The sequence below is a fragment of the Sphingomonas sp. 179-I 2A4 NHS genome (assembly GCF_045369135.1).
Taxonomy (GTDB): domain Bacteria; phylum Pseudomonadota; class Alphaproteobacteria; order Sphingomonadales; family Sphingomonadaceae; genus Sphingomonas.
In genome coordinates this window covers 204,491-223,576 of record NZ_JBIQFL010000004.1, presented here as the reverse complement: position 1 = coordinate 223,576, position 19,086 = coordinate 204,491, and the positions used below count along the sequence as shown (strand labels likewise).

Here is a 19,086-nt window from a genome sequence, read left to right as displayed (position 1 = left end):
CGTCGTGCCTTTCGGATGGGATGGGTCAACAGGCCGAGGATGGCCCCGGTCTGCGAAGTGGGGCGGCCATTGCCATAGCACAACCCCGCTGGCAAGGCGCGGCGCGCAATGTCGCATTCCCTCCCCCGCCCCGTCACCATCCACGCCGCCTCCCAGCTGCGCGGCCATGTCCGTATTCCCGGCGACAAGTCGATCAGCCACCGCGCGCTGATGCTCTCTGCGCTCGCGGTCGGCGAAAGCCGGATCGAGGGTCTGCTGGAGGGCGAGGATGTGCTCGCCACCGCCGCTGCCATGCGGGCCATGGGCGCCACGATCAACCGCGGCGACGATGGCATTTGGCGGGTGAGCGGGGTCGGGATCGGCGGCTTGCTTCAGCCGCAGTCCGCGCTGGAGATGGGAAACTCGGGCACGTCGACCCGGCTGCTGATGGGGCTGGTGGCGAGCCACCCGATCACCGCCACGTTCACGGGCGACGCGTCGCTCTCGTCCCGGCCGATGAAGCGGGTGATCGATCCACTTGCGTCCATGGGCGCAGACTTCACCGCGACGTCCGGCGATCGCCTGCCGCTGATGGTCCGCGGCATCTGTCCGGCCGTTCCGATCACCTACGAGCTGCCGGTCGCCTCGGCGCAGGTGAAATCGGCGATCCTGCTCGCCGCACTCAATACGCCGGGCACCACCAAGGTGATCGAGCCGGTTGCGACGCGCGATCATAGCGAGCGCATGTTGGCGGGTTTCGGCGCCGATATCCGCGTGGAGCAGAACGACAGCGGCAAGATCATCTCGCTGACCGGCGAAGCGGAGTTGAAGCCGCAATCGATCGTGGTGCCCGGTGATCCCTCGTCGGCAGCCTTCTGGATGGTGGCAGCGTCCATCGTCCCGGGCAGTGACCTCGTGATCGAGAATGTCGGCTTGAACCCCACACGCGCAGGCCTCCTCGTCGCGTTGCGCATGATGGGCGCCGATATCGTCGAGCTAGACCGGCGCATCGTCGGCGGGGAGCCGGTGGCGGACCTGCGCGTGCGACATGCGGCGTTGAGCGGGATCGAGGTGCCGCCCGATCTCGCGCCGTCGATGATCGACGAATATCCCGTCCTGTTCGTTGCCGCTGCCTTCGCAAAGGGCCCCACCGTAGCGCGCGGCGCGGAGGAGTTGCGGGTCAAGGAATCCGATCGCATCGCCGTGATGAAGGCCGCGCTCGACGCGAACGGCGTGGTGACACAGGAGCATCCCGACGGGCTGACGATCGAGGGCAGCGGTGGGGAGGCGATTGCGGGCGGCGCGACGATCGCGTCGAAGCTGGATCATCGCATCGCGATGAGCATGGCCATCGCCGGACTGCACGCGCGCCGGCCGATCTCGATCGATGATGCGGCTCCGGTGAGCACGAGTTTTCCGACCTTTTTCGAGCAGCTCGGCACACTCGGCGGCGGCGTCGAATGGTCGTGATCGGCAGGCGCGCCCTCCTCGGCGCGATTACCTGCCTGGCTGCCGCGCCGGCGCGCGCCGCGTTCCTCCCGGCCTATCCGGCGCCGACGCGCGAAGCGATGGTGCCGGTGGAGGGCGGGCGCGTCTATGTGCGCGTGAATGGTGATCTGATCGCCGCGAAACCGCCCGTCGTGTTCATTCATGGCGGCCCGGGGGGCACCCATTCGGCCTTTCTGGAGATGCTGCCGCTGGCATCGGACCGCGCGGTGATCCTGTACGACCAGCTCGATTCGGGCCGCTCCGACCAGCCAAATGCCGTGCAAAACTGGCATGTCTCTCGGTTCGTAAAGGAGCTGGATGGCGTAAGAGAGTACCTCGACGTGCCGCGATGGCATGTGATCGGGCACAGCTGGGGCGGAACGGTCGCGTTGGAGTATGGCGCGCAGCGGCCCGAGGCGCTCGCCGGCCTTGCACTCGCCAGCCCGTTGGTGGCGACGCGCAGCTGGCTGGCGGATGCCGATGCGCTGATCGACGACTTGCCGGCAGCAACCGCGCAGGAACTCCGCCGCTGCAAGCCCCTGCCCGCACCCCAGCCCGCCACGTGCAACGCGGCGGCGGGCGACTTCTACGCCAGCTACAACGGCAGGACGCCGCCTGGCCCGGCGCTGCAGGCGTATCGCCGCGACCAATCCGGCCGCGGCTTCAACCCGGCCCTGTACCGCGCGATGTGGGGCGACAGCGAGTTCGTCTCGACCGGTACGCTGAAGGATTATGACGGTGAACCGCTGCTCGCGCGACTGGACGGCAGGCGCACGCTGTTCGTATGCGGCCAGTACGACGAGGCGCGACCGGCCACGATGGAGCGCTATGCGCGCCGCGTTCCGGCCGCCGAATATGCCGTGGTGCCCGGTGGCTCCCACGGCTTCTTCACCGAGCGGCCGGAGGAAACCAGGGCGATCCTGGGCCAATGGCTGGCACGACAGGATAGGCTTGTATGATTATCGCCGTGGATGGGCCCGCTGCATCGGGCAAGGGAACGATCGCCCGCGCGCTCGCGAAACACTATGGCCTGCCGCATCTCGACACCGGCCTGCTCTATCGCGCGGTCGGCGCGACAGTGAAGCGGATGGGCCTTGATCCGAGCAAGGAAGCCGATGCGGTTGCCGCCTGCAGCTTCGACGATGCGACGCTGGCCGATCCGGAACTGCGCGAGGACGAGATCGGCCAGCTCGCCTCGATCGTCTCGGCACACCCGCTGGTACGTGCGGCGCTGCTCCAGCGCCAGAAGCGCTTTGCCCATCAGGACGGCGGCGCGGTGCTCGACGGGCGTGACATCGGCACGGTGATCGCGCCGGATGCCGATGCCAAGCTGTTCGTGCGCGCGACGCCGACCATCCGCGCGCGGCGACGCCATGCCGAGCTTCAGGCCAATGGATCCAGCGTGACGTTCGACCAGGTGCTGGCGGACATCCGCGCGCGGGACCAGCGCGACAGCTCACGCGCCGCCGCACCGCTGGTGCCGGCGACCGACGCGGCGCTGCTCGATACCAGCTTCCTGTCGATCGCCGCGGCGGTAGAGAAAGCGATCGCGCTGGTGGAGGCGCGCCGCCAGTCCTGACCTGCCGCTACGGCATCCTTGTTCCGCAAGCATATTTCGGCCGTCACCGCTTTCATCGGCGCAGACCGGCATTCTCCTTGTTCGGCAAGGCACTTTGCAGTATGGCGCGCCGTCCGGCGAGCTGGAGCTCGTGGAGGCGCGGCGCAGAGGAGATCCTCTCGCGCCCCTTTTCGCATTCAAGCGTCTTGGCCTCCATCTCCTCTGGTTCGCCCGGATGCCGCGACGGCACGGGGCCGGCGCGGCAGTGAAGGCCAAGACCAGCGGAACCAACCGCTTGGCCGGAAACGAACTGACTAGGAAACACTTTTTTATGGCCTCAACGGCAGCTCCCTCGCGGGACGATTTCGCGGCGATGCTCGATGACATGTTCGGCGGCGCCGACAGCTTCGAGGGCCGCGTGGTGCTCGGCACCGTCACTGGCATCGAGAACGACCTGGCCGTCATCGACGTCGGCCTGAAGAGCGAAGGCCGCGTGCCACTGCGCGAGTTCGCGCCGGCGCCGGGTCAGAAGGCCGAGCTGAAGGTCGGTGACGAAGTCGAAGTCTATGTCGACCGCGTCGAGAACATGCATGGCGAAGCGATGCTGTCGCGTGACCGCGCACGCCGCGAAGCCGCATGGGACAAGCTGGAAACCGAGTTCGCCAAGACCGCCCGCGTCGAAGGCGTGATCTTCGGCCGCGTGAAGGGCGGCTTCACCGTCGACCTGAACGGCGCCGTGGCCTTCCTGCCGGGTTCGCAGGTCGACATCCGTCCGGTACGTGACGTCACGCCGCTGATGGACATCCCGCAGCCGTTCCAGATCCTGAAGATGGACCGCAAGCGCGGCAACATCGTCGTGTCGCGTCGCGCCGTTCTGGAAGAGACCCGCGCCGAGCAGCGTTCGGGCCTGATCCAGAGCCTGCACGAGGGCCAGATCATCGAAGGCGTGGTGAAGAACATCACCGATTACGGCGCGTTCGTGGATCTGGGCGGCATCGACGGCCTGCTGCACGTCACCGACCTCTCCTACAAGCGCGTCCAGCACCCGTCGGAGATGATCAACATTGGCGACACCGTGAAGGTGCAGATCATCCGCATCAACAAGGACACGCAGCGCATCTCGCTGGGCATGAAGCAGCTCGAGAGCGATCCGTGGGATGGCGCATCGGTCAAGTATCCGGTCGGCGCGAAGCTTTCGGGCCGCGTCACGAACATCACCGAATATGGTGCGTTCGTCGAGCTGGAGCCGGGCATCGAGGGCCTGGTGCACGTCAGCGAAATGTCGTGGACCAAGAAGAACGTCCACCCGGGCAAGATCGTGTCGACCTCGCAGGAAGTCGACGTGGTGGTGCTCGAGGTCGATGCCGACAAGCGTCGTATCTCGCTGGGCTTGAAGCAGGCGCAGCAGAACCCGTGGGAGCGCTTCGCTGCCGAGCATCCGGTCGGTTCGACTGTCGAGGGCGAAGTCAAGAACGCAACCGAGTTCGGCCTGTTCATCGGCCTCGACAACGACGTCGACGGCATGGTCCACATGTCCGACATCGCCTGGGGTGTTTCGGGTGAGGACGCGCTCAACCTGCACCGCAAGGGTGAGACCGTTCAGGCGATCGTGCTTGACGTCGATCCGGAGAAGGAGCGCATCAGCCTCGGCATGAAGCAGCTGGAGCGCGGCGCACCGGCAGCTGGCGGCGCAGCCGCTGGCGGCGAGCGTGTCGGCAAGAACCAGATCGTCACCGTCACTGTCCTCGAAGTTCGCGACGCGGGCCTCGAAGTGCAGGCTGGCGACGATGGCGCGACCGGCTTCATCAAGCGCACCGATCTTGGCCGTGACCGTGACGAGCAGCGTCCGGAGCGCTTCCAGGTCGGCCAGAAGTTCGACGCGATGGTCACCGGCTTCGATCGTTCGAAGAAGCCGACCTTCTCGATCAAGGCGATGCAGATCTCCGAAGAGAAGCAGGCTGTGGCGCAGTACGGTTCGTCCGATTCGGGCGCATCGCTGGGCGACATCCTGGGCGAGGCCCTCAAGGCCCGCGACAGCAAGAAGTAAGTAGCGGGCACCGGGCGGTTTTCATGCCGCCCGGTGCAGCTTCGTCGAGGAATCGACGCTGTTCGTCGCTTCCCTGCTATTCCGGCGCGGCTTGACGTGTGTTAAGTCGATTTCGATTTTTCGGGGTGGGTGATGATCAGATCGGAACTGGTGCAGCAGCTGGCGGAACAGAACCCCGAGCTTTCGCTGCGCGATATCGAAGCGATCGTATCCACCTTCTTCGACGAGATCGTGCGCCGGCTGGCCGAGGATGGCCGCGTCGAGCTGCGTGGTTTCGGTGCTTTCTCCACGCGGGCGCGCGATGCCCGCACCGGCCGCAATCCGCGCACCGGCGAACTGGTGGACGTGACGGCCAAGCGCGTGCCGTACTTCAAACCCGGCAAGGAAATGCGCCAGCGCCTCAACGTCTAAGCGCTTGACGCGACGCGGCTGGTGCCGCTTTCGGTCCCAATGATGCGCGGACGTGGCGGAATCGGTAGACGCCGGAGACTTAAAATCTTCTGCCCGTATGGGCGTGCGGGTTCGAGTCCCGCCGTCCGCACCATCACGCTGTCGCTGGCGCTCGCAATCGCGCCAGCGCTTGGCGGGTGTGAGCGCCGGGCCGATGTCGGCCCCGTGATCGTCAGCGCGATCGGCGCAACACCCAGCCTTTCCACCTCCATCACCGAACGCAGCGACGCGGCCGAGCGGTTGCTGGTCGACAGCGTGGCGCAGGGCCTGGTGCGCTTCGATGCTGCTGGCCAGATCGAACCCGGTGTGGCGGAACGCTGGATCGTGACGGACGAGGGGCGGACCTTCATCTTCCGCCTGCGTGACCTGACATGGTCGGACGGGCGGCCGCTGCGCGCGGCCGAAGTCGTCGCCATCCTGCGCCGCCGCTTGTCGCCGCGCGCGGACAATCCGCTGTCGCCTTATCTCACCGCGGTCGACTCGGTCGTCGAGATGACGCCGCAGGTGATCCAGATCGAGTTGTCGCGGCCGCGGCCTGACCTGCTGAAACTGTTCGCGCAGCCCGAGCTCGCGATCATCCGCCTTGGCCGGCCGGCCGGAACCGGGCCGATGCGGATCGTCGGCACCGCGGGGCGCGTGACGCGGCTGACGCCGATCGTCGATCGTGACCGTGCGAGCGACGAGCAGGTCGAGCTGGCGCCGGAGGATGACGTCCTGCTGATTGCGGAACGGGCGGCAGCGGCGGTGGCGCGGTTCGCCGTGCGCAAGTCCGATCTGGTGGCCGGCGGGACGATCGGTGATTGGCCACTAGTGGGCGCGGCGGACGTGGCGCCGGCCAACGTCCGGCTCGATTCGGCGGCCGGGCTGTTCGGCCTGGCCGTCACCAGCCGCGAGGGCTTCCTCGCGCTGCCGGAGAACCGCGCCGTCATCGCCCTTGCGATCGATCGTACCGCGTTGGTGCGCAGCATCGCGGCGGACTGGCTGCCGACCGAGACGCTGCTTCCCGCAGCGCTCGATTCGGGCGCGCCGCCGGCAGAGTCGCCCTGGACGATCATCAGCGCGCGTGACCGGCGCGGTGCGGCGCGTGCGCAGGTCAACGCGTGGCGTGCGGACGGAGGCGAGCTGCCGACGCTGCGCATTGCCCTGCCGGGCGGGCCGGGCGGCACGCTGCTGTGGGCGCGGATCGCGGCGGATCTCTATGCGGTTGGCATCACACCGGTGCGCGTGGCGCTTAACGACGAGGCGGAGCTTCGCCTGATCGATGCCGTCGCGCCTTACGACAGTGCGCGCTGGTACCTCGCCACCGCCTGCCAGCCTTGCGGCGAGGCGGCGACGCTGGCGATCCAGGCAGCGCGAACTGCGCCGACGCTGGAGGCGCGCGCACGGGCGCTGGCGGAGGCAGATGCCGCGCTGGCGGCGGACGTCTCCTTCATCCCGATCGCGCGGCCGCTGCGCTGGTCCCTCGTCTCGCAGCGGCTGCGGGCCTGGCAGCCGAACGACCGCGTGCTGCACCCGTTGAACCGGCTTCGCCGCGATACCAATTAAGTGGCATGAACGACCGCGCCACTCGCCATCCCGCCAGCCAGTTCGCCGGCTCGCTGCCCCTGGGCCGCGATCCCGCGTCGGTTCGCCGGCGCATCGAGGCGATGGAGCAGCTGCTCGAAGGCATGTTCGTCGTGCCGGGGATGAACCGGCGCGTCGGGCTGGACTTCATCATCGGCCTCGTCCCGGTGATCGGTGACGCTGTCGCCGCGGCGCTTGGCGCGTGGATCGTGTGGGAAGCGCGCAACCTTGGCATGACGAAGCTGCAGCTGGCGCGGATGGGCGCGCGGGTCGGCTTCGACACCGCGATTGGGCTCATCCCCTTCGTCGGCGACGCGGCGGACTTCTTCTACCGATCGAACACGCGCAACCTGAAGACGATCAAGCGCCACCTCGATCGCCACCATCCCTCGACGGTGACGATCGATCGCTGATCAGCCGCGGCGCTGATCCGGCGTTACCGCGCCGTCGCGGCGAGCCTTTCTTCCAGCCGGAGCAGGCTGTCACGGATCTCCGTCAGCAGCTGGCGATCGGGATCGACCGCGGCGGGCGCCTTTTGACCGAGTGACGACAACACGTCGCGCTGCGCAAGGATGCGGTCGCGGACGGCACGCGCGTTTACCAGGCCGATGAGGTCGGCATCCGACCGCCCGGTGGCGGCATTGCTCTGCCCCGCCGTCTCAAGCCGCAGGCGCAAGAGGCCGAAGGCGGTGAGCAGCGGCCCCTCGTGGATCGAGATGTCCTGGATCTTGTCCAGGGGGATGGTGACTTCGCGGCGGAAGATCAGCCCCTTGCCCACGACAACATCGCGCTCGGTCAACTCGCAGCGAAGCGTCGCGTGGTATTTGCGCATCAGGAGCGGGCCGAGCACCAGCCAGATCGGCAGGATGACGATCCCGACGATGGTGCAGGCGATCAGCGCCGTCCAATAAGCCATGAAATAGATACGCAGCTTCGGGCTGAAATCGCCCTTCAGCAGGATCGTCGACGGCGATCGTTTCCCGTCCAGCGTCTGCGCCATTCTTCCCCCCGTTGCCGAAACTTCCCCTGTCCGATGCGGCCGCTACTCCGCCGTTCGATCGCGCGGGCGGTGGATGACGCCGCCGGTGAGCGGCGACGGCGCGCCCGTGGTGCCCGGGAAGGAGATCGGCAGGCCCTTCAACGTGCGCACCGCCATATAGGCAAAGCCCTCCGCCTCCATCGCGTCCCCGTTCCAGCCGAGCGTATCGACCGGCTGCGGCGGGAGGCCGGTACGCTCGGCGATCATCGCGAGCATCGTCGGATTGTGCCGCCCCCCGCCGGCAACGAGCAGGCGCGCGGGCCGCTGCGGCAGCAGCGTCAGTGCTTCGGCGATCGTGGCGGCAGTGAAGGCGGTCAGCGTCGCGGCGCCGTCTGCGCTCGCGAGGCCGCGCGCCGGCTGGATAGTGAAATCGTTGCGGTCGAGGGACTTGGGCGCAGGTTGCGCGAAAAAGGGATGGTCGAGCATCGCGGTCAGCACCGCCTCGTTCACGCGGCCCGACGCCGCAAGCGCGCCGCCCTCGTCGAAGCGCGCGCCCGTCTCGGCCTCCACCCAGCTGTCGATAAGGCCGTTCGCCGGGCCGGTGTCGAACGCCACCAGCGCACCGTCTGGGCCGATCCACGTGATGTTCGCGACGCCGCCGAGGTTCAGCACCGCCACCGGCCGCGGCTGCGAGGCGGTGAGCGCGGCGTGATAGACGGGGATCAGCGGCGCGCCCTGCCCGCCTGACGCGACATCCGCGCTGCGAAAATCCGCCACGGTGGTGATGCCGGTCGCATCGGCCAGCGCCTGGCCGTCCCCGATCTGCCACGTCCAGCCGCGATCCGAGCGATGCGCCACCGTCTGGCCGTGGAAGCCGATCACGTCGACCTTGTCCGCCGAAAGACCGGCATCGCGCAGGAGCTTCTGCACCGCGAAGACGTGGGTGCGGGTGATCAGCTCCGCCGCGGCGACGATCTCCGGGTTCTGCCGCGGCTTTTCGAAGGTAAGCGCCAGCGCCGTCGCGGCGGCGAGCTGCGCGCGCGCGGCATCCGAATAGGGCTCCCCGCGGAACGCGACCGCGCGAACCTCGCCCTCCCCGTCCGTCTCGATCAGCGCCGCATCGATCCCGTCGAGCGACGTCCCGGACATGAGACCAATCGCCAGCATCATTCCATTCCCGCTTCCAACCGCCCCCGCGGCACAAAGGCGAACTCATAAGTCGCGCATTTCGGCGGGGATATGGCAAATCGGCCAAAGGCGCATTATGTGCGCCGCCACTCATGGCAACGCGTCTTCCCTCACCGCCCCGCGTGGGCATGGTGTCGCTCGGCTGTCCGAAGAACCTCGTGGACAGCGAACGTATCCTGACCCAGCTGCGCGCAGACGGCTATCACATGTCCCCCGACTATGCCGGGGCGGACGTGGTGCTGGTCAACACCTGCGGCTTCCTCGATTCGGCCAAGGAGGAAAGCCTCGAGGCGATCGGCGAGGCCATCGCGGAAAACGGCCGCGTCATCGTCACGGGCTGCATGGGCAACGAGGCGGAGGTGATCCGCGCGCGCTTTCCCAACGTCTTGGCCGTCACCGGTGCGCACCAGTACGAACAGGTGGTGGAGGCGGTGCACGAGGCGGCGCCGGCGAACCTGTCACCGTACATCGATCTCGTGCCCGACGCCGGGCTGAAGCTGACGCCGCGGCACTACAGCTATCTGAAGATCTCCGAAGGCTGCAATCATCGCTGCGCCTTCTGCATCATCCCCTCGCTGCGCGGCGACCTCGTCAGCCGCCGGCCGGACGCGATCCTGCGCGAGGCGGAGAAGCTGGTCGCGGCGGGCACCAAGGAACTGCTGGTCATCAGCCAGGACACCTCGGCCTATGGCGTCGACCTGCGCCACGCGAGCTATCCGCTGAAGCCCAGCGCGCCCGGCGAGCCGCCGCGCGAGGTGCGCGCGCACATGACGGACCTGGCGCGCGAGCTGGGCCGGATCGCGCCCTGGGTGCGGCTGCACTATGTGTATCCCTATCCGCACGTCGACCATGTCATCCCGCTGATGGCCGAGGGGCTGATCCTGCCCTATCTCGACATCCCCTTCCAGCATGCCGCACCGAACGTGTTGCGCGCGATGAAGCGCCCGGCGAACGATGCCAAGGTGCTGAGCCGGATCCGAGCCTGGCGCGAGATCTGCCCGGACATCGCGATCCGCTCCACCTTCGTCGTCGGCTTCCCCGGCGAGACAGAGGCGGATTTCAACTACCTGCTCGACTGGCTGGACGAGGCACAGCTCGACCGCGTCGGCGCCTTCCGCTTCGAGCCCGTCGAGGGCGCGAGCGCGAACCTGCTGCCCAATCCGGTGCCGGAAGAGGTGAAGGAGGAGCGCTACGCGCGAATCATGGCCAAGACCGCGGCGATCAGCGCCGCCAAGCTGCAGGCGAAGATCGGTCGTACGTTCGAGGTGATCATCGACGCCGTGGGCGACGAAGGCGCCACCGGGCGCTCCTATGCCGATGCGCCGGAGATCGACGGCGAGGTGCATCTGCGCGATGCAGGCCACCTTTCCGAAGGCGATATCGTCCGGGTGACGATCGAGGATGCCGACGAACACGATCTGTTTGGCGTTCCCGCTTGACGCGTAGGCGCGCCCTGCTATCAGGCGCGCCTCGCCCGGCCGAACGGCCGCCGGCGGATGCCCTTGGGGCGGAGTAGCTCAGCTGGTTAGAGCAGCGGAATCATAATCCGCGTGTCGGGGGTTCAAGTCCCTCCTCCGCTACCATTCCCTGAATTGCTTACGGTTTGGCTCGCGCGCGCTCAATGGGCGCCCTGCCGACACGCCCAGCGCCAGCGCGTGGCCTGTCGTCAGTTTGCACCATCATTGCCGCGTTGCGCGGCGCCTAGGTGCTGACGATGGCAGTTGTGGATACTGCTTCTCCGTGCGGCACTCGGCCTAACTCGGATGCATCAGCCCTGGGCGGCCACTCAAATCGCCGAAGAGGTGATCGACGCGATGTTCGAGGCGGATCGCGGGTGTGACTCTGATCTGATCGCCATCGTCTTTTTTCGATGTCTTAAGCTCTTCAGCCGGGCACGACCACAATAGCCTTGTTTCTTCCAACGCACCCCAGTCATCATGATCAAGCGCAAGGGAACGAGCGGAAGCCCGGCAATTCCCCACGACGAATGAGATGGTGACTGTTGATATATATCTACAGCATCAGCGCTCATGCCGCGGCGCACCACGTGATTATGATCCCTGCCCGCAGCGTCACACCCAGCGGCCACATTGCGAAGCGGGCCTGTCTTCCTGTTATCGACCGCAGACGCGGGAAGCGTTGTGATAACACAACACTGCAGCAGTTAATCGGCAAAGTGCAGTGCCGGGAAAAGTAGCACTTTAGGTCATTTGCCAAATGCTGAAGCACCGCGCTGTCGCCAAAATGCAACATATCCGTCAAAGTGCGAGATGCGGCAGCTAGGCTGCATTGTTTAGCGGCGCTGCTGCAGTGCAAGGCAAAAGTGGGCCGGATCGGTCCCGAAGGTGTCACGGGGGTGGCATCTGTCGTATTGGGGGAAACAACAAATGGCATCTAAGATGCGCCATTATCTTTTGGCGTCGACCATCGCTGCAGGCGCGGTTTTCGCAGCTTTGCCTGCCGCCGCACAGGTCAGTGTTCCGGTGGAGGCATCGCCGGAAGCACAGAGCAATCAGGCCGAGGCCGCTGAAGGCCGCGAGGAAATCGTCGTCACCGGTTCGCGCATTGCGCGCCCCGATCTCGAAACGTCGAGCCCGGTCGCCGTCATCGGTCAGCAGGAACTGAACTTCCGCCAGCCGGGCACCGCGGAAGAGCTGCTGCGTGACTTGCCGGCGGTTCGTCCGTCGATCGGCCCGGGCGTGAACAACGGCTCGGGCGGCGCGGCGACGATCGATCTGCGCGGCATCGGCGTGGAGCGTACGCTCGTGCTGCTCGACGGCCGTCGTATCGTGCCGTTCGGGCTCGACGGCGTGGTCGATCTCAACACCATCCCGGTCGCGCTGCTCGATCGCGTCGACGTCGTCACTGGCGGTGCGTCGACCGTGTACGGTGCGGACGCGGTTGCCGGCGTCGTGAACTTCATCACGAAGCGCAACTTCAAGGGCGTCGACCTCAACGCCAATTATCGCATTTCCGAGCGTGGCGACGCAGCGCGCCTGCGTGCGGACCTGACGATGGGCGTCAACTTCGACGATGATCGCGGCAATGCCGTGCTCTCGATCGGCTACACCAAGTCGGATCCGCTGCTGCACACGCAGCGCGACATCAGCGCGGTGCCGATCAGCTCGGTGACCGGCCTCTATTCGGGCGCGACCGCGGCACAGGTGACGATCTTCGCCTCGCCGACCAATGCGGCGCTTGGCCTGCCGGCTGGCTCGAACCTTGGTGCGGTCGTCAACCCGACCACCGGCCTGCTGCAGACCGCGACCCCGGCCGACACCTACAACACCAACATCGGCACGTACTTCCAGACGCCGCTTAACCGCATCAACGTGTTCAGCAGCGCCCGGTATGAAATCACGCCGGCGATCGAAGCCTATGCCTCGGGTCAGTTCACCCGCAACGAGGTTCGCCTGCAGCTCGCCTCCTCGGGCACGTTCAGCAACACCTATCAGCTGCCGCTGAACAACCCGTACCTGCCGGCCGGCATCCGCAACCAGCTGTGCGCCGCATTTGACACCAACACGTCGCTTGCCGGCATCCAGCCGATCGCGCCGGCTGCTTGCGCTGCGGCGGCTGCCGTTCAGGGCGGGCCTGGCACGCCGGGCTACGTCGAAATCCCGGTCGTCGCGCAGCGCCGCTTCACGGAATACGGGCCGCGCGGCAACGTGGTCGAATCGCGCCAGTTCCAGGTCCAGGCCGGGCTGCGCGGCACGATCGTCGACGGTATCAAGTTCGACATCTCGGGCCAGTACGGCGAAACGACGCAGAACCAGACCCGCGAGAACTGGGGCTCCTTCTCGAAGGTGCAGCAGGCGCTTCGGGCCTACACCAACGCCGCCGGCACACCGGTCTGCACGAACACGGCGAACGGCTGCGTACCGCTCAACCTGTTCGGGCCGAACGGCAGCATCACGCAGGACCAGCTGGCGTTCATCGATCTCGACGCGCTGATCAACCGCAAGGTGACGCTGGGTGTCGTGACGGGCAGCATCTCGGGTGACCTGTTCGGTGCCACCTCGCCGCTCGCCAACGCACCGATCGGCTTCGCCATCGGCGGCGAATACCGTCGCATCACCGCCGAGAGCCTTCCGGACAACCCCAGCCAGATCCAGGGCGAAGTCCTCGGCACCGGCGCACGCACCCCGCCGGATCGCGGCGCGTACAGCGTGAAGGAAGTGTTCGGCGAGCTCATTGTCCCGCTGATCGAGAACAAGCCCTTCTTCTATCGCCTGACGGCTGAAGGCGGCATCCGCTATTCCGACTATACCACGACGGGCAGCAGCACGACGTGGAAGGCGGGCGGTAACTACGAGCCGTTCGAAGGCTTCAAGTTCCGCGGCATGTATCAGAAGGCAGTTCGCTCGCCGAACATCTCGGAGCTGTTCCAGTCTCCGGTGCAGGCGCTCGGCAACCTGACGAGCGATCCGTGCCAGGGCGCAGGGCCGGTGAGCAACGCGGCGCTCGCCGCGCTGTGCGTCGCGACCGGGGCTCCTCCGGGCACGATCGGATCGATCCCGGCGCCGACGTCGGGCCAGATCAACAACACCACCTCGGGCAACCGCAACCTCGATGTCGAGCGCGCGCGCACCTACACGCTGGGTGGTGTGATCTCGCCGCGCGAGTTCCTGCCGGGCTTCGCGTTCACGCTGGATTATTTCAACATCCGCGTGACCAATGCGATCACGCAGCCGGCGCAGGGCGACATCCTGAACGGCTGCTATTCGGCAGCGCTGAACCCGACCTTCACCTTCAACTCGTTCTGCGCGCTGATCGGACGTAATCCGCTCACCGGCACGCTGAACGGCGCGGGTGAGACGCCGGGCGTCATCCTGTCGTCGTCGAATCTCGGCGTGATCGAGACGGCGGGCTTCGACATCGGCGTCAGCCAGCGCGTGCGGCTGAGCGACCTGGGCATCAATAGCGAGGACGGCGCCTTCACCTTCGGGATGAACGCGACCCGCCTGAACTATTACCACTTCCAGGCGACGCCGAACGCGATCAACCGCGACTGCACCGGTTATTACAGCCCGAGCGGCTGCACCAACCCGCGTGCCAAGTGGAAGTGGAACGGGCGTGCGACGTACAGCACCAACCTGTTCGACGTGTCGCTGCTGTGGACCCACATCAGCCCCGTCTCGCTGGAGCCGTACCTCCCGACGCGTCTGCCGGGTAACACCCCGCAGCCGGGCGGCCCGAACCCGGCGCTGACCGGCAGCTCGAGCTTCGTGCTGAACGGCATCCAGTACACCAACGTGCCGACGGCTGGCGTTCAGCCGGCATTCCGCCGCATCAAGGCCTATGATTACTTCGATCTGGCCCTGCGGATCATGCCGACCGAGCAGTTCGAGCTGAGCCTCACGATCGACAATCTGTTCGATCGCGACCCGCCGCTCGTCGGTTCGGGCGTGGGTGGTACGTCGTTCAACAGCGGCAACACCTTCCCGACGCTGTACGATCCGATCGGTCGGGCGTTCACCGTGGGTGCGCGCGTGAAGTTCTGATCCCTTTCGCAAGGATCTGAAAAGCCGGGGGGCGGCGGTCTTCGGACCGCCGCCCTTTGTCGTTCCGGGCGGGCGTGATGGCGCGTTGGCGGCACCAAGGCCAGCGTCGCTCGTTCCTTCAGCGAAGGAGTGGACGATGCCCGATCACAAGCCAGACCAGCCCGAGCCGAGCGGTTTCCGGGAAAGCGCGAACCGTAGTGAGGACGCCGGCATCGCGGAGGAGACCGCTGCCGGTCAGGATACAGCACCAGCGGTCGATGGGGATTTAAGGCGCAGCGAGGATGAGAGCGAAGCCCACCCCAGCTGAGCGCTGCCTCAGCGGAACAGGTGGCGCGACAGCGGCTCCCACGGGCCGCCGCGATACCACCAGGCGGCTAGACCGATGATCGAGACCGGGCGTGCGACGAATCCGCGTGAGAGCTCGGCCAGCAGCGCTTTCGCTTCGCCTGGCGCGACCTTGTTCTGCACCGTCACATGCGGGCGCCAGCCGGCCTGATCCTGCGGCGTCAGCAGGCCGGTGAAGGCGTCGGCGATTCGCGCGCGCGCTGCCTCCAGATCGGGGCTGTGGATGCGATAGGCGACGCCTCGCCCCAGCGAGTAAGGCGCCGCGAGCGTCGCACGCGGCGCACCGACACCGCGCGCTTCTTCCTTCAGCCGCCATGAGACTTCATCGGCTGCGCTCGGCGGCAAATGGTGGAACATGGTGAGGTGCGCGGCGAGTTGGTTGCGCTCCGGCGGGAAGTGCGCCCGGCGTAGCGCATCGAACCACGCCTGATCCGCCTTGCCGAACAGCGCCGTCACGATGATCGGCGCGGCCTCAGCAGGCGAGAGCACGGCGCCCGTCAAATCTCGATCTGGCTGCCGAGTTCGACCACACGGTTGGTGGGCAAGCGGAAGAACTCCATCGCGCTTTCCGCATTGCGCAGCATCCACGCGAACAGCTTCTCGCGCCAGATCGCCATGCCCGGCCGGTCGGAAGCAAGCAGCGTCTGGCGCGACAGGAAGAAGCTCGTCTCCATCATGCGGAAGTCGTCGCCGCATTCGTGGAACGACTTGAGCGCCGCGGGGATATCAGGCGACTCCATGAAGCCGTAGCGCAGGATCACGCGGTGGAACCCCTCGCCCAGATCCTCGTGCAGGAACCGGTCGACTTCCGGGAAGTACGGCATGTCCGTCACCTTCACCGTCAGCAGGATGACGCGATCGTGCAGCACGCGGTTGTGCTTCAGATTGTGGAGCAACGCGTGCGGCACGCCATCGGGCGTCGACGTCATGAACACCGCGGTGCCGCCAACGCGAGTCGCGCTGTTCGCGGCGGAGTTAATGAACACCTTGATCGGCATCGCCCCCTCCCGCATCCGCTGCAGCATCAGCTTGCGCCCGGTCGCCCAGGTGGTGAGCAGGACGAAGACGATGATCGCAACGAGCAGCGGGAACCAGCCGCCGTCGGGCACCTTCGTCAGGTTCGACGAGAAATACAGCCCGTCGATCAGCAGGAAAGTGGCGATGAACGGCACCACCGTCCACGTCGGCCAGTGCCACACGCGCCGGATCAGCACCGCGACCATGCAGGTCGAGATGAACATCGTGCCGGTGACCGCGATGCCATAGGCGGCGGCGAGGTTCGAAGATTCGCGAAAGCCCAGGATCAGCAGCAGCACCATCGTCAGCAGCGCCCAGTTCACCGACGGAATGTAAATCTGCCCGGCAGCAGAGGCGCTGGTGTGCGAGATGCGCAGCCGCGGCATCAGGCCCAGCTGGATCGCCTGCTGCACCACCGAATAGGCGCCGGTAATCACCGCCTGGCTGGCGATGACGGTGGCAAGCGTCGCGAGGATGACGAGCGGCAGGCGCCAGCTTTCCGGCGCCATCAGGAAGAACGGGTTCTGCGCCGCGGTGGGATCCGACAGCAGCAGCGCGCCCTGCCCGAGGTAATTGATCATCAGCGCCGGGAACACCATCCACAGCCAGGCGAGCGCGATCGGGCGGCGGCCGAAATGGCCCATGTCGGCATAGAGCGCTTCTGCGCCCGTCACCGCCAGCACGACCGAGCCCAGCGCCAGGAACGCCAGCATGCCGTCCGTCGCCGCGAAGCGCACGGCCCAGCGCGGATCGAGCGCGAGCAGGATCTGCGGCTCGGCAATGATATGGCTGAGGCCAAGTCCCGCGAGGGTGACGAAATAGACCCCCATGATAGGCCCGAACAGCCGCCCCACCCGTGCCGTGCCGACCGACTGGAGATAGAACAGGCCGACCAGGATGGTGACCGAGATGGGGATGACGAAGCTGTCGAACCGTTGCTCTACCGTCGCCAAACCCTCCACCGCCGATAGGACGGAGATGGCCGGCGTGATCATGCAATCGCCGAAGAACAAGGCGGTGGCGAGCACGCCGAGCACGATCAACCCCGGTTCCCAGCGCTTGCCGGCCCCGCTGCGCCGCTGGATCAGCGCGAGCAGCGCCAGGCTGCCGCCCTCGCCATTATTGTCGGCGCGCAGGATCACCATGACGTATTTGAACGTCACGATCAGCACCAGCGACCAGAAGATAAGGCTGACGACGCCGAAGATATGAAGCTGATCGACCGCCAGAGGATGGTGGCCGACGAAGACTTCCTTCATCGCGTACAAAGGGCTCGTACCGATGTCGCCATAGACGACGCCGATCGCCCCCAGCGCCAGTTTTGCCAAACCGTCGTTGTGGTGGTGGTGATCGTGCCCGGCGGGCACGGTTGCGCTGTCGGTGGTGGTCACCGGCTAGTCGCTGGACTCAGGGTCACGGGAAAAGAAACCGCCATCATCCTGTCGAAGCCTCGGCGCGCCTAGCACCGGGCAGAGCCCGCCGCAAAGGGAACGTTGCGAGAACATAGGTGTTGGATGTGCCGAAAGGAAGATGTCCATGGCCGATGCCGATCCAAAGACCCAACCCTTCTCCAATGCAGAGAAGGATCCTGACGACTGGACCACTGGCGACGAGCCGATGACGGGCGCGCAGGCAAGTTATTTGAAGACGTTGAGCGAAGAAGCAGGCGAGACGTTCGACGACTCGCTCACCAAGGCGGACGCGTCAAAGCGGATCGACGCGCTGCAGGAGAAAACCGGCCGGGGCAAATAGGCCCGGCCGCTTCGTCGATCAGGGCTGCGGCGCGGGGGAACCGGCGGCGCGGGCGCGCTCGATCTGCTCGCTCGCCGCGATATAGCGATCGAGCATAGCGAGTTGCCCCGCGATCGTGTCGCGATAGTCGGCGCCCGGCGCCGACAACGCGACGGCGCGGGCGATGAGCCGCCGTGCCGTCGCGAGGTCACCCGAGCGCAGATAGGAAAGGCCGGCGTAATAAGGCGGCGCGGGATGGTTCGGCGCCAGCTTAAGCGCGCGGCCGAACGCGAGCTTCGCTGCCGGCGACAGCTGGTCATTGTCGAGCAGCGCTAGGTTCGTGCCAAGCTGCGTCCATAGGATGTAGCTGCCCGGAATCGCCCTGACGCCGCCAAGCACCACGTTGGCGGCGGCGCGGCGGTTGCCGGTGCGCAGCATCGCATCGGACGCGACGAGATAGGCGGTGTCGGCGGTGAAGCGACCCATCAGGCGATCGCGCAACGCGATCGATTCGGGATCGATCTCCATAGTGTCGGCTTGCGGGCGCGCGGGCGACGCGGCCAAGGCCGGCCTGCCCTGCCAGGCGTAGCCCGCCGCGCCGAGGAACAGCGCCGCCCCAGCGAACGACCAGACGAACCGCGGCAGGCGCAGAAGAAGCAATGCACCGAAGGCCAAGGCGCCGACGATCGCGAGTGCGACGAAGCCGCTCACGGTTCCAGGCTCGTCGTCTCGTGCATCTTCCCGGCAAGCTGCGGCGGCATGTACTTCTCGTCATGCTTGGCGAGCAGGTTCGTGGCGACGAACAGGCCGTCGGGGCGGAAGCTGCCTTCGGCCACCACGCCCGAATTTTCGCGGAACAGGTCAGGCACGATGCCCGCGAAGGTCACCGGCGTCATCGCCTTGCCGTCCGTCACCCGGAACTGCACCGTCACGCCGTCCGCCGCGCGCGACACCGATCCCGCCGCGACCATGCCGCCGAGGCGAACGGCCCGGTCGGAAGACAGGACCTCGCGCGTCACGTCCGAGGGCGCATAGAAGAATGCTGCCTGGTCGCGCAGGCCGGAAAGTGCGAGCAGCGCCGCAATGGCGATCGCCACCACGGCTGCCCCCGCGAGCGCCAGTCGCTGATGCTTTGCCTTCATCGGTCCGATTTTTCCGCGCGGCGCATCGCGCGCCAGCTCAACAGGGCAACGATCGCCGTTCCCCCCAGGGATACCGCGTAGGCGGCAAGGACATA

17 protein-coding genes and 2 tRNA genes are annotated in these 19,086 nt (G+C 66.7%); 13 read left to right on the top strand and 6 right to left on the bottom strand.

Features of this window, described 5'->3' with window-relative positions:
• Positions 1-108: 108 nt before the first annotated feature.
• The 8 genes from aroA (at position 109) to ACH0CP_RS09680 (ending at position 7,498) form a co-directional block, all read left to right on the top strand.
• Positions 109-1,449, top strand: coding sequence for a 3-phosphoshikimate 1-carboxyvinyltransferase (gene aroA / locus ACH0CP_RS09715; protein WP_294444697.1), 1,341 nt, complete (start codon positions 109-111; stop codon positions 1,447-1,449).
• Entirely contained in the window at positions 1,440-2,426 is a 987-nt protein-coding gene (locus tag ACH0CP_RS09710; RefSeq protein WP_294444696.1) for a proline iminopeptidase-family hydrolase, read from the top strand. The genes aroA and ACH0CP_RS09710 overlap by 10 nt, the downstream gene beginning before the upstream one ends.
• Entirely contained in the window at positions 2,423-3,046 is a 624-nt protein-coding gene (cmk, locus tag ACH0CP_RS09705) for a (d)CMP kinase (protein WP_294444695.1), read from the top strand. The genes ACH0CP_RS09710 and cmk overlap by 4 nt, the downstream gene beginning before the upstream one ends.
• Positions 3,047-3,356: 310 nt before the next feature.
• Positions 3,357-5,072, top strand: coding sequence for a 30S ribosomal protein S1 (gene rpsA, locus ACH0CP_RS09700; RefSeq protein WP_406875634.1), 1,716 nt, complete (start codon positions 3,357-3,359; stop codon positions 5,070-5,072).
• Positions 5,073-5,204: 132 nt separating this feature from the next.
• Positions 5,205-5,483 carry an integration host factor subunit beta gene (locus tag ACH0CP_RS09695; RefSeq protein WP_294443676.1) on the top strand — a complete coding sequence of 93 codons (279 nt, stop codon included), beginning with the start codon at positions 5,205-5,207 and terminating at the stop codon, positions 5,481-5,483.
• Positions 5,484-5,529: 46 nt separating this feature from the next.
• A tRNA-Leu gene (locus ACH0CP_RS09690) sits at positions 5,530-5,616 on the top strand.
• A gap of 71 nt (positions 5,617-5,687) precedes the next feature.
• Positions 5,688-7,067 (top strand): ABC transporter substrate-binding protein, encoded by a 1,380-nt coding sequence (locus ACH0CP_RS09685; RefSeq protein ID WP_294443677.1) that lies wholly within the window; start codon positions 5,688-5,690, stop codon positions 7,065-7,067.
• 5 nt (positions 7,068-7,072) lie between these two features.
• Positions 7,073-7,498, top strand: coding sequence for a DUF4112 domain-containing protein (locus ACH0CP_RS09680; RefSeq protein WP_294443678.1), 426 nt, complete (start codon positions 7,073-7,075; stop codon positions 7,496-7,498).
• Positions 7,499-7,521: 23 nt separating this feature from the next.
• Here the strand turns inward: ACH0CP_RS09680 and ACH0CP_RS09675 are convergent, their stop codons facing one another.
• Together ACH0CP_RS09675 and ACH0CP_RS09670 are read right to left on the bottom strand one after the other, a co-directional pair.
• The gene (locus ACH0CP_RS09675) at positions 7,522-8,085 is read right to left on the bottom strand and encodes a PH domain-containing protein (protein ID WP_294443679.1); all 564 of its coding nucleotides are present in this window, start codon (positions 8,083-8,085) and stop codon (positions 7,522-7,524) included.
• Positions 8,086-8,127: 42 nt separating this feature from the next.
• Positions 8,128-9,231, bottom strand: coding sequence for an anhydro-N-acetylmuramic acid kinase (locus ACH0CP_RS09670; RefSeq protein ID WP_294443681.1), 1,104 nt, complete (start codon positions 9,229-9,231; stop codon positions 8,128-8,130).
• A gap of 113 nt (positions 9,232-9,344) precedes the next feature.
• On the opposite strand from ACH0CP_RS09670, the gene rimO reads away from it, so the two are divergent.
• From rimO to ACH0CP_RS09650, 4 genes are all read left to right on the top strand, one after another.
• The gene (rimO, locus tag ACH0CP_RS09665) at positions 9,345-10,691 is read left to right on the top strand and encodes a 30S ribosomal protein S12 methylthiotransferase RimO (RefSeq protein WP_294443682.1); all 1,347 of its coding nucleotides are present in this window, start codon (positions 9,345-9,347) and stop codon (positions 10,689-10,691) included.
• A 67-nt stretch (positions 10,692-10,758) separates the two neighbouring features.
• A tRNA-Met gene (locus ACH0CP_RS09660) sits at positions 10,759-10,835 on the top strand.
• Positions 10,836-11,651: 816 nt separating this feature from the next.
• A complete protein-coding gene (locus ACH0CP_RS09655) occupies positions 11,652-14,756 on the top strand; it encodes a TonB-dependent receptor domain-containing protein (protein WP_294443683.1) in 3,105 nt (1,034 codons plus the stop codon).
• A gap of 136 nt (positions 14,757-14,892) precedes the next feature.
• On the top strand, positions 14,893-15,063 hold the full coding sequence (locus ACH0CP_RS09650; protein WP_294443684.1) for a hypothetical protein: 171 nt from the start codon (positions 14,893-14,895) through the stop codon (positions 15,061-15,063).
• 8 nt (positions 15,064-15,071) lie between these two features.
• Here ACH0CP_RS09650 and ACH0CP_RS09645 read toward each other — a convergent pair whose 3' ends face one another.
• Together ACH0CP_RS09645 and ACH0CP_RS09640 are read right to left on the bottom strand one after the other, a co-directional pair.
• The gene (locus tag ACH0CP_RS09645) at positions 15,072-15,590 is read right to left on the bottom strand and encodes a 2'-5' RNA ligase family protein (RefSeq protein ID WP_294443685.1); all 519 of its coding nucleotides are present in this window, start codon (positions 15,588-15,590) and stop codon (positions 15,072-15,074) included.
• An 8-nt stretch (positions 15,591-15,598) separates the two neighbouring features.
• A complete protein-coding gene (locus tag ACH0CP_RS09640) occupies positions 15,599-17,509 on the bottom strand; it encodes a potassium transporter Kup (RefSeq protein ID WP_406875635.1) in 1,911 nt (636 codons plus the stop codon).
• Positions 17,510-17,654: 145 nt separating this feature from the next.
• On the opposite strand from ACH0CP_RS09640, the gene ACH0CP_RS09635 reads away from it, so the two are divergent.
• On the top strand, positions 17,655-17,870 hold the full coding sequence (locus tag ACH0CP_RS09635) for a DUF3072 domain-containing protein (RefSeq protein ID WP_294443686.1): 216 nt from the start codon (positions 17,655-17,657) through the stop codon (positions 17,868-17,870).
• An 18-nt stretch (positions 17,871-17,888) separates the two neighbouring features.
• On the opposite strand, the gene ACH0CP_RS09630 is transcribed toward ACH0CP_RS09635, so the two are convergent.
• Together ACH0CP_RS09630 and ccmE are read right to left on the bottom strand one after the other, a co-directional pair.
• Complete coding sequence (locus ACH0CP_RS09630) at positions 17,889-18,560, bottom strand: hypothetical protein (RefSeq protein WP_294443687.1); 672 nt, start codon at positions 18,558-18,560, stop codon at positions 17,889-17,891.
• Entirely contained in the window at positions 18,557-18,991 is a 435-nt protein-coding gene (gene ccmE, locus ACH0CP_RS09625) for a cytochrome c maturation protein CcmE (RefSeq protein WP_294443688.1), read from the bottom strand. The genes ACH0CP_RS09630 and ccmE overlap by 4 nt, the downstream gene beginning before the upstream one ends.
• Between the last annotated feature and the right edge of the window lie 95 nt (positions 18,992-19,086).

What these genes read in the sequence shown, in the direction of transcription:
- aroA (WP_294444697.1), top strand. Translation starts at nt 109, where the DNA reads ATGTCGCATTCCCTCCCCCGCCCCGTCACCATCCACGCCGCCTCCCAG.
- ACH0CP_RS09710 (WP_294444696.1), top strand. Translation starts at nt 1,440, where the DNA reads ATGGTCGTGATCGGCAGGCGCGCCCTCCTCGGCGCGATTACCTGCCTG.
- cmk (WP_294444695.1), top strand. Translation starts at nt 2,423, where the DNA reads ATGATTATCGCCGTGGATGGGCCCGCTGCATCGGGCAAGGGAACGATC.
- rpsA (WP_406875634.1), top strand. Translation starts at nt 3,357, where the DNA reads ATGGCCTCAACGGCAGCTCCCTCGCGGGACGATTTCGCGGCGATGCTC.
- ACH0CP_RS09695 (WP_294443676.1), top strand. Translation starts at nt 5,205, where the DNA reads ATGATCAGATCGGAACTGGTGCAGCAGCTGGCGGAACAGAACCCCGAG.
- ACH0CP_RS09680 (WP_294443678.1), top strand. Translation starts at nt 7,073, where the DNA reads ATGAACGACCGCGCCACTCGCCATCCCGCCAGCCAGTTCGCCGGCTCG.
- ACH0CP_RS09675 (WP_294443679.1), bottom strand. Translation starts at nt 8,085, where the DNA reads ATGGCGCAGACGCTGGACGGGAAACGATCGCCGTCGACGATCCTGCTG.
- ACH0CP_RS09670 (WP_294443681.1), bottom strand. Translation starts at nt 9,231, where the DNA reads ATGCTGGCGATTGGTCTCATGTCCGGGACGTCGCTCGACGGGATCGAT.
- rimO (WP_294443682.1), top strand. Translation starts at nt 9,345, where the DNA reads ATGGCAACGCGTCTTCCCTCACCGCCCCGCGTGGGCATGGTGTCGCTC.
- ACH0CP_RS09655 (WP_294443683.1), top strand. Translation starts at nt 11,652, where the DNA reads ATGCGCCATTATCTTTTGGCGTCGACCATCGCTGCAGGCGCGGTTTTC.
- ACH0CP_RS09650 (WP_294443684.1), top strand. Translation starts at nt 14,893, where the DNA reads ATGCCCGATCACAAGCCAGACCAGCCCGAGCCGAGCGGTTTCCGGGAA.
- ACH0CP_RS09635 (WP_294443686.1), top strand. Translation starts at nt 17,655, where the DNA reads ATGGCCGATGCCGATCCAAAGACCCAACCCTTCTCCAATGCAGAGAAG.
- ccmE (WP_294443688.1), bottom strand. Translation starts at nt 18,991, where the DNA reads ATGAAGGCAAAGCATCAGCGACTGGCGCTCGCGGGGGCAGCCGTGGTG.